Annotated in this window: 12 protein-coding genes; 7 read left to right on the top strand and 5 right to left on the bottom strand. The window is 53.4% G+C overall.

Features of this window, described 5'->3' with window-relative positions; all coding sequences use genetic code 11:
* Positions 1–38: 38 nt before the first annotated feature.
* The gene (locus tag RUDLU_RS0124995; RefSeq protein ID WP_019991188.1) at positions 39–3518 is read right to left on the bottom strand and encodes a glycosyl hydrolase; all 3480 of its coding nucleotides are present in this window, start codon (positions 3516–3518) and stop codon (positions 39–41) included.
* Positions 3519–3641: 123 nt separating this feature from the next.
* Positions 3642–5153 carry a sulfatase gene (locus RUDLU_RS0124990; RefSeq protein WP_019991187.1) on the bottom strand — a complete coding sequence of 504 codons (1512 nt, stop codon included), beginning with the start codon at positions 5151–5153 and terminating at the stop codon, positions 3642–3644.
* A gap of 1319 nt (positions 5154–6472) precedes the next feature.
* Between RUDLU_RS0124990 and RUDLU_RS0124980 the strand changes: the two genes are divergently transcribed.
* The 5 genes from RUDLU_RS0124980 to RUDLU_RS0124960 all read left to right on the top strand — a co-directional run bounded on the left by RUDLU_RS0124980 (position 6473) and on the right by RUDLU_RS0124960 (position 10194).
* The gene (locus tag RUDLU_RS0124980) at positions 6473–6802 is read left to right on the top strand and encodes an ArsR/SmtB family transcription factor (protein WP_019991185.1); all 330 of its coding nucleotides are present in this window, start codon (positions 6473–6475) and stop codon (positions 6800–6802) included.
* Positions 6803–6860: 58 nt separating this feature from the next.
* Entirely contained in the window at positions 6861–7751 is an 891-nt protein-coding gene (locus RUDLU_RS0124975; protein WP_019991184.1) for an arsenite methyltransferase, read from the top strand.
* A gap of 106 nt (positions 7752–7857) precedes the next feature.
* On the top strand, positions 7858–8310 hold the full coding sequence (gene arsN2 / locus RUDLU_RS0124970) for an arsenic resistance N-acetyltransferase ArsN2 (RefSeq protein WP_019991183.1): 453 nt from the start codon (positions 7858–7860) through the stop codon (positions 8308–8310).
* Positions 8303–9367 (top strand): ACR3 family arsenite efflux transporter, encoded by a 1065-nt coding sequence (gene arsB, locus RUDLU_RS0124965; RefSeq protein WP_019991182.1) that lies wholly within the window; start codon positions 8303–8305, stop codon positions 9365–9367. The genes arsN2 and arsB overlap by 8 nt, the downstream gene beginning before the upstream one ends.
* Positions 9368–9378: 11 nt before the next feature.
* Positions 9379–10194 (top strand): metallophosphoesterase family protein, encoded by an 816-nt coding sequence (locus tag RUDLU_RS0124960; RefSeq protein WP_027303361.1) that lies wholly within the window; start codon positions 9379–9381, stop codon positions 10192–10194.
* Between the two features lie 125 nt (positions 10195–10319).
* On the opposite strand, the gene RUDLU_RS0124955 is transcribed toward RUDLU_RS0124960, so the two are convergent.
* The 3 genes from RUDLU_RS0124955 to RUDLU_RS0124945 are packed head-to-tail and all read right to left on the bottom strand — an operon-like array spanning position 10320 to position 13242.
* Positions 10320–10631, bottom strand: a complete 312-nt coding sequence (locus tag RUDLU_RS0124955) for an AtuA-related protein (RefSeq protein ID WP_019991180.1) — start codon at positions 10629–10631, stop codon at positions 10320–10322.
* A complete protein-coding gene (locus tag RUDLU_RS0124950; RefSeq protein WP_019991179.1) occupies positions 10628–11950 on the bottom strand; it encodes an acyclic terpene utilization AtuA family protein in 1323 nt (440 codons plus the stop codon). The genes RUDLU_RS0124955 and RUDLU_RS0124950 overlap by 4 nt, the downstream gene beginning before the upstream one ends.
* Positions 11947–13242 carry a CitMHS family transporter gene (locus tag RUDLU_RS0124945; RefSeq protein ID WP_019991178.1) on the bottom strand — a complete coding sequence of 432 codons (1296 nt, stop codon included), beginning with the start codon at positions 13240–13242 and terminating at the stop codon, positions 11947–11949. Before RUDLU_RS0124945 ends, RUDLU_RS0124950 begins: the two co-directional genes overlap by 4 nt.
* A gap of 317 nt (positions 13243–13559) precedes the next feature.
* Between RUDLU_RS0124945 and RUDLU_RS0124940 the strand changes: the two genes are divergently transcribed.
* Together RUDLU_RS0124940 and RUDLU_RS0124935 are read left to right on the top strand one after the other, a co-directional pair.
* Positions 13560–13880, top strand: a complete 321-nt coding sequence (locus RUDLU_RS0124940; RefSeq protein WP_019991177.1) for an ArsR/SmtB family transcription factor — start codon at positions 13560–13562, stop codon at positions 13878–13880.
* Complete coding sequence (locus RUDLU_RS0124935) at positions 13877–14365, top strand: SRPBCC family protein (protein ID WP_019991176.1); 489 nt, start codon at positions 13877–13879, stop codon at positions 14363–14365. Before RUDLU_RS0124940 ends, RUDLU_RS0124935 begins: the two co-directional genes overlap by 4 nt.
* Positions 14366–14410 lie beyond the last annotated feature (45 nt).

The following is a 14410-nucleotide window of genomic DNA, read 5'->3' as shown; positions in this document are numbered from 1 at the left end:
AGAGTCTGCTTTTTTGATGAATGGGAATCGCCCGCCTTTTACCGCACCATCAGTTTGCGCGTCTGTTGCCGGATGCCGTTCTGGAGTTGAATCAGATACAGGCCCGACGGTAGGGTCGGTGTTAGGCTGATGGTTTTACCAGTCGGAGTCTCCTGAACGGTCGAGTAATGGATTTTCCCCGTCAGGTCTACGATGTTTACCCGGCTGGGCTGAACGGAAGCCGGGATCTTGATCTGGATGGCTTCGTGCGTAGTGACCGGATTTGGATACACCTCCAGCCCCAGGGCATCTGGGTCGCCTTCTGCTACGCCCGCTGCCCCGATTCGTGCGCCCGACGGAACTTTAGCGAGGTTGATTTTATCCATAAACGGTGCTTCGGGTAGCGTACCTGTGCCCACCGTACGGAGTTCGATGGTGTTCACTCCCTCATTGAGTTGGATATTCACCTTAAAAATGGCCGTCGTTCCCCCTTCAAAACACCAGTTGCCGGAAGCGTTTACGCTTTTTTGCCCCTGACTAACCCCGTTTACCAGTAACCGGAAGGGCCGGCTTACCTTGCTCATGTAATGGATCGATAGCTCGTAGGTGCCAGCCGCGTCGGTTACCACTTCGTTGAACCGTACCCCATTCGCAAATGCCCTACCCATGTTAACCTGCTTTAGGTTCGACGATTTGTCACAATCGACCACCGCAGCAGTGCCCAGCAGTACGGCGTTTTCGGCTTCATAATCACTAATAAACACCGCTTTGACTACGTTCGGATCCTCGTCGGCGGGGTTGCGCCCTACGCTGCTCACGGCCAGCCGGTCCAGCCGCGCACCCGGATCGGCAAATGCCACCGTGATGCGGTGCGTGCCTGCGGTGAGGAAGTACGTAAAGCTGCGCTCTTCGCCACCCTGGCTGTAGTGAAATTTCTTCCAGTACCAGTCGAACAAATCATTGCCCAGATTAGCCCAAGGCCGGAACGGCTCATTGTCTACCTTGATCCAGTAGGTGTCGCCAGCACCGCCCTTCGACTGGATTTTACCCCAGATATCGTAATGGTCTGTTTCGGCCACCGTAATTTCGTACACCGCCTGACCGGCGGCTTCGGGGGCAGCATCCAGAGAAGATTGACCATCAGCTGACTGAATATACTGCCCGTTGGTGGCCTTCGGGGCCGTTTTAACGGACCAGTTTCCGCCTAACGGACTGGCAGCCTCGGCTTCTTTGAAATACGTCACGTTCGTCTGCACCAGCCCCCAGGGTTGTTCGCTTGGAGTACACGAGAGGGCGGGCTGCGGAGCCAGCTTTATGGCCGCACTATTCGTGGTAAATACAACCTGATCCAGTTCGAGGTTGGCGTTAGGGAATTCGAGCGTCAGGCGATGCTTCCCGGCTTTCAGGTCGTAGAAACGGGGGATTTTGTACCAGAATAAACCGGCCCCCGAAATACCCCCGATGGTAGCAAATTCGCCCCCGTCCATCTTAACTTTTATACTGCTGTTGCCGTTGGCCCGTGCCCGAATCCACAAGCGGTACGACTCCGACCCATCCAGATCGAACTCAAAATGCACCTGCTTCGCAATAGCCGACGCCCCGGACTTACCCGGATTCCCCTGAATAACCAATTGGTTTGAGGCCTCTGCGTCCGGCTTCATGTCCCACTGGCTCCCCGGATACAGCGCGCACTCGGCTTCAAAAGGGCGCAAGCGGGCAGGTTGCTCCACCCAGGACTCATCCATACCCAGCAGGTTACTGGAGTTGATGTACGTATCCTCCGGGATTGAGGGGGTAGACGTATGGTTGAGGTAGATTGTGCCGATATTGGTCAGGTTTCCATTGTCATCGAAGTAGTAAGCGGGGGCCACGTTGGTACTGCCGTACTGCGGGTTAGGCTGGAAATAGGCATAGCGCTCCACATAATCGAGTTGCTCCAGATAGGGGAGAGCCAATTCCAGAAAAGCCGCCTGCACCGAATTGTCCCGATTGGGGTTAGCGTTGAATTCGGTAATCCAGATCGGTAGCTGATACTCGTCGTGTACGCGTTGCAGGTAGGCCTTGAAGCGGTTAAATACCTCCTGTGGGTTGGCAAAAGGTGAGTTTTGCGGAGAGCTACCCCAGTCGTACCAGTGCACAGCGACAAAGTCGAAACGTACATCTTTCGCTTTGGCAATCCGGTTAAATTCCCGGAGCCAGGTCGATGGGCCATTCTCGCGGGGGGCCGGTGTTCCCAGTCGCATGCCGGTGCGCATGATATTCTCGTAATACGCCACCGCCACGGCCGGATCGCACAGATTGTTGAACTGCCCCGACTGATCGCTACAATTGTCTGACTCGTTGAAACCCAGCAACTGGGTGGTCTGGTATTTGGCAATGATGTCGTTCAGACTGGCATCTGAGGTAGCACCGGCCCCCCAGGTCATGGGAACGTACTCGTTGTTCTCTTTCGAGGTATTGGTGGCCGACCAGGTGTAGAACCAGCCTGCATCCAGGCCCTGAATATAGCCGCCGGTGCCTTTTTTAGTGACCCAGTTCCAGGGAAGCACCCGGATAAAACTTACGTTACCCCGCAGAGCCGCAGGCAGGAGGTCAACAACCAGGTCTTTTTTGGAAGCTATGTACACCTTACTCTTGCTGGTCCCGTTTTCTTCGACAGCCAGGGTAGCCATATACCCTCGTTTCAGCCTAAACGACTGCATGGCGTTATCCATTGCATTTGGAATTGAAGCGCCCGCGTAGATGGAAAGTTCGGCCAGCGTGGCGCTACGGCCAGTCCGGTTGGCACCGCTGAAGATTTCCAACGGCTTGTAATCAGCCGAAATGACCCGCACGATAGCACCTTTCTGGTAGTACTGATTGATGCGGATGTTCTGTTTGTACACCCCGGCCGCGTCGTTTACCCAAATGGCTCCCAAACGTTGTGCTACCAACTGATCGGGCGTTGTGTTGAGGAAACGAACCCACGATTGGGCGTCGAGCAGATTCACCACGGCTTCGGCTCCCAGACCATTGTTCAGGGCAAAATACGCGTCGGTCTCCTCGTCGAGCGAAAGCACCCCGTTGGCAAGCTGGTTCTGAAACCGGAGGGTGCTCCCCTCGGCGGTAATCCCTATCTGGCCGCACTCAAACGTGACATCGCCGTTGGCTTCTACCGTGCCGTCGGCGATATAGAGATTATACCGGATAGGCACCCCAGGGTCCAGTGTGCCCGGTTTGGGGTGGTCATCTTTCGATAGATTGGGCTGGTTGAGACAAATTTGGTAGGGCAGCTTGTTGGCCCCGGGCAGACAATACGGTTTGGCTTTCTGCGTGGGCTTGCCGGTAGTACCGGGACCCGGCGGTGTCGGTGCTCCGGGCGATTGGGTCGTTTCGCGCCAGTTTTTTTCGTTAAAAAAGTCGCTGTTTACCTCGCCGGTCCAGTACAGGTACTTCCCGTTGTCGGAGCAAGGTGGTGGGGCAGAGGTTGCCCCCAAAGCGAGCGGAAACAGCAGCGCACCGGCCCAAAAAGCGAGCGAACATAGGTATTGCTTCTTCATCGTTCCAGAAATAGATTGAAGTTGGTTTTGACATACTATTTATGCCAAAAGTACCGGGCCTATTTCTGGAATAGGGGGGCAAATCGTGCAGCTTACGGGGCTACAGGAGCAAACGAATTATACTTACTCGTTTTTGTTTTTGTCTGACCCGGCTCCCGTCGCGCCTTTGGCACTGCCCCAGGTCTCTTCTTTGGCCGGATCATGGTTCGGGTTTTTTGTCGGCATCTGGGCGCCAACCTGCTTGCGCCAGGCAATCAGGGCGTTGTGTAATTCCTTTGTTTTGGCCGGGTTGGTGTTTGCCAGATTCCGGGTTTCGCCGATGTCCTGTTTCAAATTGAACAGTTGTAGCGAGTCCTGCTCAAACACCTCAACCAGTTTCCAGTCGCCCATCCGGACGGCGCTGTAAGGTTTGGCCCCTTCCAGATGGTAGTGTGGGTAGTGCCAGAAAATGGCCTTGCGGTTGGGTGTCTTATTTGCCAGCAGCAGGCCACTCAGGTCAACACCGTCGAGCACCGGTTGCAGGCTCGGTTTGACTTTGCCGCCCGTCAGGCTCAGCACCGTCGGATAAATATCGGGCGATATGGCTGGCACGTTGCTCTCGCGGTCGGCCTTGATTTTGGCGGGCCAGCTAATAATCAGCGGCACGCGCACGCCCCCCTCAAACACATCGCCCTTCCCCGACCTCAGCGGAAAGTTGTCGGTAACGGTTTTACGTCCATTTTCGTAATTACCCCGCAACCCGCCATTGTCGGAATAAAAAATGAGGATGGTGTTCTCGTACTGCCCGGTTTCCTTCAACGTACGCACCACCTTGCCCAGTGCTTCGTCCATGTGCTCAACCATCGCGGCATACGTCGGGTTAATGTGGTGGTTCCCGGCTTTTACCAGCGCTTTGTATTTTTCGATTTTCTCCTTTTTGGCCTGCAAGGGCGTATGCACCTGATAGAGCCAGTAATTCAGAAAGAACGGTTTGTCTTTGTTCGTCCGGATAAACTGAGCCGCTTCATCGGCTAAACGTTCGGTCAGGTACTCGCCCGCAGGTCCATCTGTGAGTCGCGGGTTGGCATACGGGCTGAAGTATCCCTTTCCTCCATTGGCTACGGGTGAGCCGGCGCTCCAGCCCGCCAGATTGAGGTCGAACCCATGCCGTTCGGGCCAGTTTTTTTCGGCCTCGCCCAAATGCCATTTACCGATATGGGCGGTTGTGTAGCCGTTATCTTTCATGGCTTCGGCCAGGGTATATTCACTGTCGGCGAGGTACATGGTCCAGTCGGGGACCTGTAGTTTGGCATAGGGTTTCTTGTGTCCGGCAATCCAGTCGGTGCAGTGGAGCCGCGCCGGGTATTTGCCCGTCATCAGGCTGGCCCGCGTAGGCGAGCACACGGTGCAGGCCGAATAAGCATCCGTAAACCGAATGCCGTCTTTTGCCAGCGCATCCACATTTGGGGTTTGGTATAAATCGCTACCGTAGGCTCCCAGATCTGTCCAACCCAGATCATCCACCAGAATAAGAATCACGTTGGGTTTGCCCGGAGCGGTAGTTTGGGTTTTACGTTCAGGTCGCTTCTGCGCCAGAAACGCCGAAAGTGTAACGGCTATCAGCAGCAGTACGGATAGGTATTTGTAAAACTTCATGGTTGAACGGAGATTGTTTTCTGGGATTGGATGGGGCTGCACTAATAAGGAAAGTCTGCCGGGAAGCATACTGTAAAGTACCTTACTTTCAAAAAATGCCCCTAAGTTTTCTTGCCAAATCTATGATTATTAGCTAATTGACCAAGAAGATGTTCGGGTTGTTCAACAGGAATAATGCTTCGAAAAACTGTTCGGTGCGAGAATGATCTGTACTGATTTGTATGTCTGGAGGAAAAGGGGAATGTAATAAAGCCAATCAGGGCACTGACCTGATTGGCTTTCGTTTTTCACTATAATACATGCAGTACGACCCGTTGAATAACAGCTAAAATCCTGATTGGCGAGTCAGGACTGTGCGTAGCTCGTGAAAAGTTGTTTACCCATACAATTGTTCTGATAAAAAGTAGGTAAACCTGATGCGTGTCAGCCTGAGAAACATGAAAAGAAAAGTGTACGAGAAAACGGATTAGTCCCCAAACGGGGAATGTGAAGGCGTGTAATCGAATGGTTGTAGTTTTTACTTAATTTCAAAATCAGTGTCGCTCAGTCCATTATCCATCTCGTACTTACTCACTTGTGTATCGGAGCTAAACCCCTTAAAATGGTAAAGAACCATAATGCCGTTCATTGCCCGATAGTCGGTGTACTCCATTGACTGGGGGGCCATCCTGACATGGGGATTCTGACTTGGTCAACAGACCTGTTTGGGTATCATAGTAGGAGGTCCGTAAAGGTGCCCCCTCCGCCCCAGTATAAATGATCTTGTAGGCTTGTTTTCCGTTTTGTAGGAATAAATATGCGGCCTTAAAAACCTGCTCCAAACCAAGACATAGCCTCCGAATTACTCAAGAAACACACCCGGACAAAAAGCCGGACAATTTGTGTAGTGCATTACATAAGATTTAGGGGCTTGGATAAAAGTGTAAGATTCTGATAGACAGTGTACTATTCACGTTGAATGTGAATACACCCCGTTGTGGTCATACCGACCGGACATAATTCCGGTCGGTGCCGCTGTGGACAGCCTATTTATGGGTTAGGGTAATTCGCAGGGCAGGTCAGCAAAGACCCAAATGGGATGAGGATATGGCCGGAAGTTTGGCTCTTCATTTTTGTTGCAAATAGTTTAAGCCACAGTTCAACTGCTAACACTCCTGTTACATCGGTTAACACGCTTGTTACATTTGCTACTGACAGAATAGAAAGTGGATCTTTTTTGGGGTCAAATAGTCTGGTTAAGGCAAATGGTTTTAAGAGGATAGGAAAAAATATATTGCAATATTACGATAGGTATAAAAATAGTTTTTTACCTTTGCGTCATGGGAGTTACGAAAACGGAGATATTCACTGCCGAGCAAAACCGCCTGGCTGATCTGGCCAAAGCCTTTGCGCATCCGGCACGGGTTGCCATTTTGCAAATGCTCATTGCTCGAAACACCTGCGTGTGTGGCGACATTGTCGAAGAGTTGAGCCTGGCACAGGCAACGGTTTCGCAGCATTTGAAAGAACTCAAGCGGATCGGCATTATTCAGGGTGAAATAGACCCGCCCCGCGTGTGCTACTGTATCAATCCGGGGGTTTGGGCCGAAGCGCAAGGGGCTTTTGGGGCGTTATGGAAGGCATTCTCGCCGGCCAACTGTTGCTCGTAAGTGAGTCATTTTTTTGGTTGAGTTAATCGCAATATTACAATATAACAATCAGAGTAAGATGGAAACTGCCCAACAAATCAAAGAAGTTGTCCGCCAGAAGTATGGCGCTATTGCCGAGCTTTCCGAAGCCGACGGCTGTGGATGTGGCCCCACCTCCTGCTGTGGGCCGCAAACGGCCTCGAATATCCCGATCGACATGGCCGTAGGGTACGATGCCCTGACCGGATATGTAGCCGAAGCCGATTTGGGTTTGGGTTGTGGACTCCCCACGCAATTTGCCCAGATCAAACCGGGCGATGTGGTGGTGGATCTGGGCTCCGGGGCTGGCAACGACTGTTTCGTGGCGCGGGCCGAAACCGGTGAGACAGGCCGCGTGATTGGCCTCGATATGACACCCGCCATGATCGACCGAGCCCGTAAGAATGCCAAAACCCTCGGCTACACTAATGTGGAGTTTGTGTACGGCGATATCGAAGAGATGCCGCTGCCCGAAAATCTGGCCGACGTGGTCGTGAGCAACTGCGTGATGAATCTGGTGCCCAACAAGGCGCAGGCCTTTGCCGAAACCTTCCGAATCCTGAAGCCGGGCGGGCATTTCAGCATTTCCGACATTGTATTGCAGGGCGAACTACCCGAAAACCTCCGGCGCGATGCCGAGCTGTACGTGGGTTGTGTGTCGGGAGCGATTCAGAAAGAGGAATACCTGCAACGGGTGGCCGAGGCTGGGTTCGTCAACATCACGATCCAGAAAGAGCGCGAAATCGGCTTGCCCGACGAGGTACTCCAACAGTATCTGACCGAGGCCGAGATCGCCGAGTATCGGCAACCCGTGGATGAAACCCGGCGTCGGGGAATTTTCAGTGTCACGGTCTTTGCCCAGAAACCGGCTGTTATCTCCGCACAAGAGGTAAGCCCAAAAGCTGCCTGCTGCGGCCCCGACTGTTGCTAATTGACTGTGCGTTATGGAGGATGGCTGACGCCTGACCTCAGGCATCAGCCGACCCCCTTTTAACCTAAGAATGCGTACAGGTTTATTGTCAAAATCACATTCGAGTATGTCTATTCACTATACGTCTGCCCGCCTTCAGGACCGGGCCGAAATTGCGGCTCTGCTGGAAGAGGTCCGGCTGATTGCCGATGATTTACCCGAACATCTGTCCGGGTTTGTGCTAGCGCGAGAGGGCGACCAACTTGTTGGTGTCGCAGGGCTGGAGTCCTTTGGCGAAGTGGCCTTGCTGCGCTCGGTTGCGGTGAAACCAACGCACCGGGGCCGTCAAATTGCCGAACACCTCCTGGAGCAGTTGCTCGAAATGGCCCAGTCGCAATCGATAGCCCAACTTTATCTGATCACCACCACGGCGGAGGACTATTTTGCCGGGCATGGTTTTTCTTCAATCAACCGGCAGTCTGTTCCGCTCGCGGTTCAGCAATCGGCTCAGTTTAGTAGCCTCTGCCCGGCCTCGGCTGCGGTTATGCACCGGTCATTACCCATTTTAGCGCATGAATAAGCCCCGTTTGTCGTTTCTCGATCGGTACCTGACACTATGGATTTTTGCCGCGATGTTGCTGGGGGTGGCCCTTGGAAATTTGGTGCCGCAGTCGACGACCTGGATCAATTCGTTCAACGCAGGTGATGCCGGTGAAGTAGGCGTTAACGTACCCCTGGCCCTTGGCCTGATCCTGATGATGTACCCTCCCTTAGCCAAGGTGCGCTACGAGGAGTTACCCAAGGTGTTTGCCAATACCCGGATTCTGGGTTTATCGCTTCTGCAAAACTGGATCGTGGGACCGTTGCTTATGTTTGGGTTGGCAGTACTTTTTCTGCCCGATAAGCCGGAATACATGACTGGCCTGATTTTGATCGGAATTGCCCGCTGCATCGCGATGGTGATTGTCTGGAACGATTTGGCCGGGGGCGATCGGCTGTATGCGGCTGGTTTGGTGGCCTTCAACAGTGTGTTTCAGGTGCTGTTTTATGCCGTGTACGCCTATGTCTTTATTACGGTACTGCCGCCCTGGTTAGGCTTGCAGGGCTACAACGTCGATATTACCATGGGTGCAGTGGCACAAAGTGTATTTATCTACCTCGGAGTTCCGTTTCTGTTGGGGGTAATTTCCCGATGGGGCTTATCTAAACTGAAGGGCCGTGCATGGTACGAAGAAACCTACCTGCCTGCCATTAGTCCAATTACACTGGTTGCGCTGCTGTTTACGATTGTGGTCATGTTTAGTCTGAAAGGCCAACTGATCCTGTCGATACCACTCGACGTACTGCGCATAGCCCTGCCGTTGACCCTCTATTTTGCAGTCATGTTTTTCTCGGCCTTTTACCTGTCAAAACGAGCCGGAGCTGGGTACAGCAAATCTACCTCATTGGCATTCACGGCTGCGGGCAACAATTTTGAGCTCGGCATTGCCGTGGCCATTGCCGTCTTTGGTATTGATTCGGGAGCGGCTTTCGCAGCTGTTATTGGCCCCTTAATCGAAGTCCCGGTATTGATTTTACTGGTCAATTTTGCCCGGAAACAGCAAAAACGATTCTCTACAGCAACGTCTCAACCCTAAACTGAACAATGATGAAAATTGCCCTTTTCTCCGACATTCATGCCAATCTGCCTGCACTGGAGGCTGTATTGGCCGATATTGACCGGCGCGGGGTCGATGCCGTGTACTGCCTGGGCGATCTGGTCGGGTACAACGTGTGGCCTAACGAAGTGGTCCGCCTGATCCGGCAACGCGGCATTCCGACCATAGCCGGAAACTACGATTTTGGGATCGGGCGGGCGTCCGACGACTGCGGTTGTGCCTACAAAGAGGAAATCGAAAAAGAGCGCGGCAAACAATCCATTGCGTACACAAACAAACACATTGGCGAGGCCGAACGCCGGTACCTGCGCACCTTACCCACGCAGATTCGGGTGTCGTTCGAACTGGGTAATGGCGAAAGGGCTGAGCCTCCCGTCTCGCTTTGGCAACCCCAACCGCCCCTGTCGTTGCTGCTGGTACACGGCAGCCCCCGGCGCATCAATGAGTATCTGTTTGAAGATCGGGGCGACCGTAGTCTGGGGCGGGTACTCGAAACGGCCGGGGCCGATATTCTGTGCTTTGGGCATACACACAAGCCGTTTTACAAGGTGGTGAGTGCCCAGCCCGAAGGCGAAGAAACCTACTGGCGGCACGCCATCAATATCGGGTCGGTGGGAAAGCCCAAAGACGGCGATCCCCGTAGCTGCTACGTGATGCTGACCATCGACGATACTGCCCGGCCCGGTTCGCGTGATGGGGTAGGGGTCGAGTTTGTTCGGGTAGCGTACGACGTTGAACAAGCCGCCCGCGCCATAGAAGCAAGTGAGTTGCCCGACGCCTACGCCGATATGTTACGTACGGCCTGACAACTTGAGTTCTGAGTCAAACCTAAATGCATAATGTATAGTGCAGAATGAATAATTGATAAGCTGACAGTTAGCAAAAAAGGCATTATCCATTGTCCATTCTACCTTGTTCGTTCTCCTTTCTCTCAGCCGTCTATACACATCTCCAGTAGCGCGTAGCTAAGGCTTTTGCCGTGAGTATCCATGGTGAGCGAGGTTGTTACGCCACCCATAAGCGCCTGCTGGCAAACGAACTGGAGCGCGGGCAGGTTGGGCATTTCGTACCGGGTTATCTCGCCCGCTACAATTTCGCCAAGGTGTTGTTTCACGGCTTCGGCCGTAACCTGAGCCCGCAGCAATGGGTAATTCTCTGCTTTGTACGGAATAAGCGAGAGTGTCAGGGTATTGCCTTTATCGCCAGCCCGGCTATGCGCAATATCGTAGAGCTTGATGGTCATGACTGAAAGAGGGTTACCTGGGGTGTGACTTGATGGCGGTCGATGAGGGTTGAGACAATGCCGATGAGTTCGTGTACATACTTGCGGGCACCGCCCCCGGCCGCCGGACCGTTGGTGTAAAGGGCTTCGACTTCTTCGCCGACCCATGCCGCCTGTTGTGCCGTTTGGGTCCTTGCCGCTACCCGTAGCCGAATTTCATACGGGTCCGGGTAATGACCAAAGTTTGTTCGATGGACCGACGTGCTGCCGATGTAGTCGATGCGTAGATCAGCGAACTGGTTTTGCAACCGCTCCTGGATGATAGCACCGGCCAATTGCGCCCGGCCGAGGGCGTTGGCACCGGCATACGAAATTTCACCTTCGCCAATGAAACCGGCTTCGTAGCCCACGCTGACTTTGAGAGAATCCGGTCGGGGCTGCCCCTGCCCGCCCCAGGCTCTTACCTGATTCGGGCCGGTTTCGGCTAACCGTACCTGCGTAAAATCGGCCACCACATCGGGTGTCATGTACTGGCTGGGGTCCATCACTTCGTAGAGTAGCTGCTCTTTGGCGGTGGCCAGACTGAGCAAACCACCCGTACCGGCTACCTTTCCGAAAAGGGCCTTACCATCCGGCGATACATCGGCGAAAGGGTGGCCCAGATGTGCCATACCGGCTACGTCTTTGCGGCCCGGATCAGCGAAGTACCCGCCCGTAAGATGCCCGGCGCATTCGAGTAAATGCCCAATTACCGTACCCTGTCCCAGCCGGTCAAAATCGTTCAGTGACCAGCCGAACTCGTGCACCAGCGGAGCCAGAAACAGCGACGGGTCGGCCACCCGGCCGGTGATGATGATGTCGGCCTCCGTAGCCAGAGCGGGTAAAATAGCATCGATACCCAGGTATGCATTGGCCGAAACCAGCGGCCCCGAAGCGGATAAAGGTTGACCTGTTTCAAGAGCCGTTTCGTGCCCCGAAAGTAGGCTGAATACATCGTCGCCGGTGACAGCCGCCACCTTAACGGAGAGCGATAATCGCTGAGCAATGCGGACAATTTTCTGGGCCGCTGCCAAGGGATTTGCCGCGCCCATGTTGGTAATCAATCGAACCCGATTGGCCAGCAGATGGGGTAGCAGACTCTCCATTCGGCGTTCCAGCAAGGGATCGTAGCCGAGTGTAGCATCCTGCCGTTTCCGTTTCTGTGCCAGCGCAATTGTGCGTTCGGCCAGACATTCCAGCACCAGATAGTCTAACTGGCCTTGTTGAACCAATACGAGTGCCGGTTCCAGCCGGTCGCCGGAAAAACCGGCTCCGCACCCAATTCGAAGGGAAGTTTTCATAGATGAATGGAGCCGGTTAAGAGGGCCGCCAGTGTCATGACCAGGGTGGTACCGAAGGCCCATTTGAGAATAAATTTCTGATGATCGCCCAAATCGACTTCGGCCAGACCGACCAGCAGGAAGGTTGAAGCCGTGAGCGGACTAACCGGAAACCCGACCGTCATCTGGCCCAGCAAGGCGGCCCGGCCAATTTCGAGCGGATCGATGCCGAACTGCGTGGCGGTCTGGCTCAGAATGGGCACCACACCGAAGTAATAGGCATCGGGCGTAAAGAGCAGACTGGCGGGCATACTGGTGATGGCCGTCAGCGTGGGTAACCAGGCCGCGTGTTGTTGGGGGATAAGCGAAACGACAGACGTTGCCATTGCGTCGATCATCTTGCCGCCGGTCAGAATCCCCGAAAAAACACCAGCCGCAAAGATCATGCTCGACACCATGAAAATGTTGTTGCCGTGGCTCCGGAGCACTTTCTGCTGATCGGTTAGTCGGGGATAGTTGATCAGCAAGGCGACAATAGCCGCCGAAACGAATAGGGCGGGGGCCGGTACCCAGCCTTTCATAAGCGTTGTGATGAGGCCAATGGTGAGTATGGCATTGACCCAGAATAGGCGGGGCCTGCGAAACTGACGCTGCTCGTCGGTCAGACTTTCCTCATGTGCGTAATTAAGGTTGCTTATGCCCAGGCGCTTACGTTCCTTCAGCCCAAACCAGTAGGCAACAAAGAGTACCCATGCCATACCGGCCACAATAGCCGGAATATTGGGGTTGAATAATTGAGTAGCGTCCGTTTTTAGGGTCGAAATGGCCCGCGCTGAAGTACCGGACCAGGGGACGAGGTGCAGAGGGCCTACGCTCAGGGCGACGATACCCGTTAAGATCAGCCGGTTGATGCCCAGGCGTTTGTAAATGGGCAGGAAAGCCGACATGACAATCATAAATGTGGCCGTTCCGTCGCCGTCGAGGTGGACGATCATGGTCAGCACGGCTGTTCCCAGAAGTACCTTCAGCGGGTCACCTTTCACGAAGCGGATAATAGCTGCAATAATTGGGTCGAACAGGCCAGCATCGAGCATAGTCCCGAAGTATAGCACAGCAAACATGAGCAGAATACCCGTTGGGGCCACCTGCTTGATACCCGCCAGAATCATGTCGCCCAGTTCTTTCGGGCTAAATCCGGCCAGAAAACCCATGAGGACCGGTACCAGCACCAGCGCCGTAATAACAGAAAGGCGTTTGGTGATGATCAGAATGAGAAAAATGGCAATGGTGGCAAAGCCAAGTAACGACAGCATAGGGCTGGTAGGAGGGTGATATTATGTTTAGGTAAGTAGCTTCCAACGCCATAAACGGCGCAGAATGACCAACCTACTGTTTTCGGCAAAGAATCAGGGCATTTAAGCTTCGCTTACCTCCCGGTGGCACCCGGTTTCAGTTTCATTTTACATGGCACACACCTTACAACACAGCGTGCGTGTCCGCGACTATTCTATGCTACCCCAGTAAGCTGTCAATTTTAGCGGATTCTCTTTTAATCGGAATAAGTTGCGAAACCGAATGGTTGCATGTAGATTTGCAACCATTCGGTTTCTTGATACCAAATTCATTCCCGATGAGACGAGATATTTTTCAAGCCATAGCCGACCCCACCAGACGGGCCATCATTACGCTGATTGCGTTTCAGGCCATGACACCAAATGCCATTGCCGAGAACTTCAACACAACCCGACAAGCCGTTTCCAAGCACCTTCGCATTCTCACCGAATGCGAGCTGGTGAAACAGGAACAGCAAGGCAGGGAGATCTATTACTCCCTGGAAGTTGAGAAAATGAAAGAAGTTGATGCCTGGATTGACCAATTCAGAAAGCTCTGGGAGACGCGCTTCACGCAACTCGATGACGTATTAACAACCCTTAAAGCACAAACAAAATGAACGATTTCACTGTCGACAAAACCGCCAAAACAGTCAGTTTCTCCCGCGAATTCGATGCCGCCCTTTCGTTGGTATGGGATGCGTACACGAAGCCCGAAATTCTTGACCAATGGTGGGCACCTAAACCCTGGACCTCCAAAACTAAATACATGGATTTTGAAGTGGGCGGCCGACGCTTTTATGCTATGGTTAGCCCCGAAGGCGAGGAGTTCTGGTCGCTACAAACCTATACGGCTATAACCCCGAAGACCAACTTCAAATTGTTGAATGCCTTTGCCGACAAAGATGAAAACCCCGAGTTGCCAGGTTCTGAATGGGATTTGCGCTTCAACGAGCTGAACGGGAAAACGACCGTGCACGTCAGTATTTATAATGAATCACTTGCCCGGATGGAGAAGATGCTCGAAATGGGCTTCAAGGAAGGAACAGCCATGAATTTGAAAAATCTGGAAGCGTTGCTGGCAACATTATCGCAATCAAAGTAAAAGAATCGGTACCGTCCGGGGCGATTCGGCACCCCTTTTGTCCCG

The organism is Rudanella lutea DSM 19387, from assembly GCF_000383955.1.
Taxonomy (GTDB): domain Bacteria; phylum Bacteroidota; class Bacteroidia; order Cytophagales; family Spirosomataceae; genus Rudanella; species Rudanella lutea.
The sequence above is the reverse complement of the archived record's forward strand: the minus strand, read 5'-3'. Positions and strand labels throughout refer to the sequence as shown.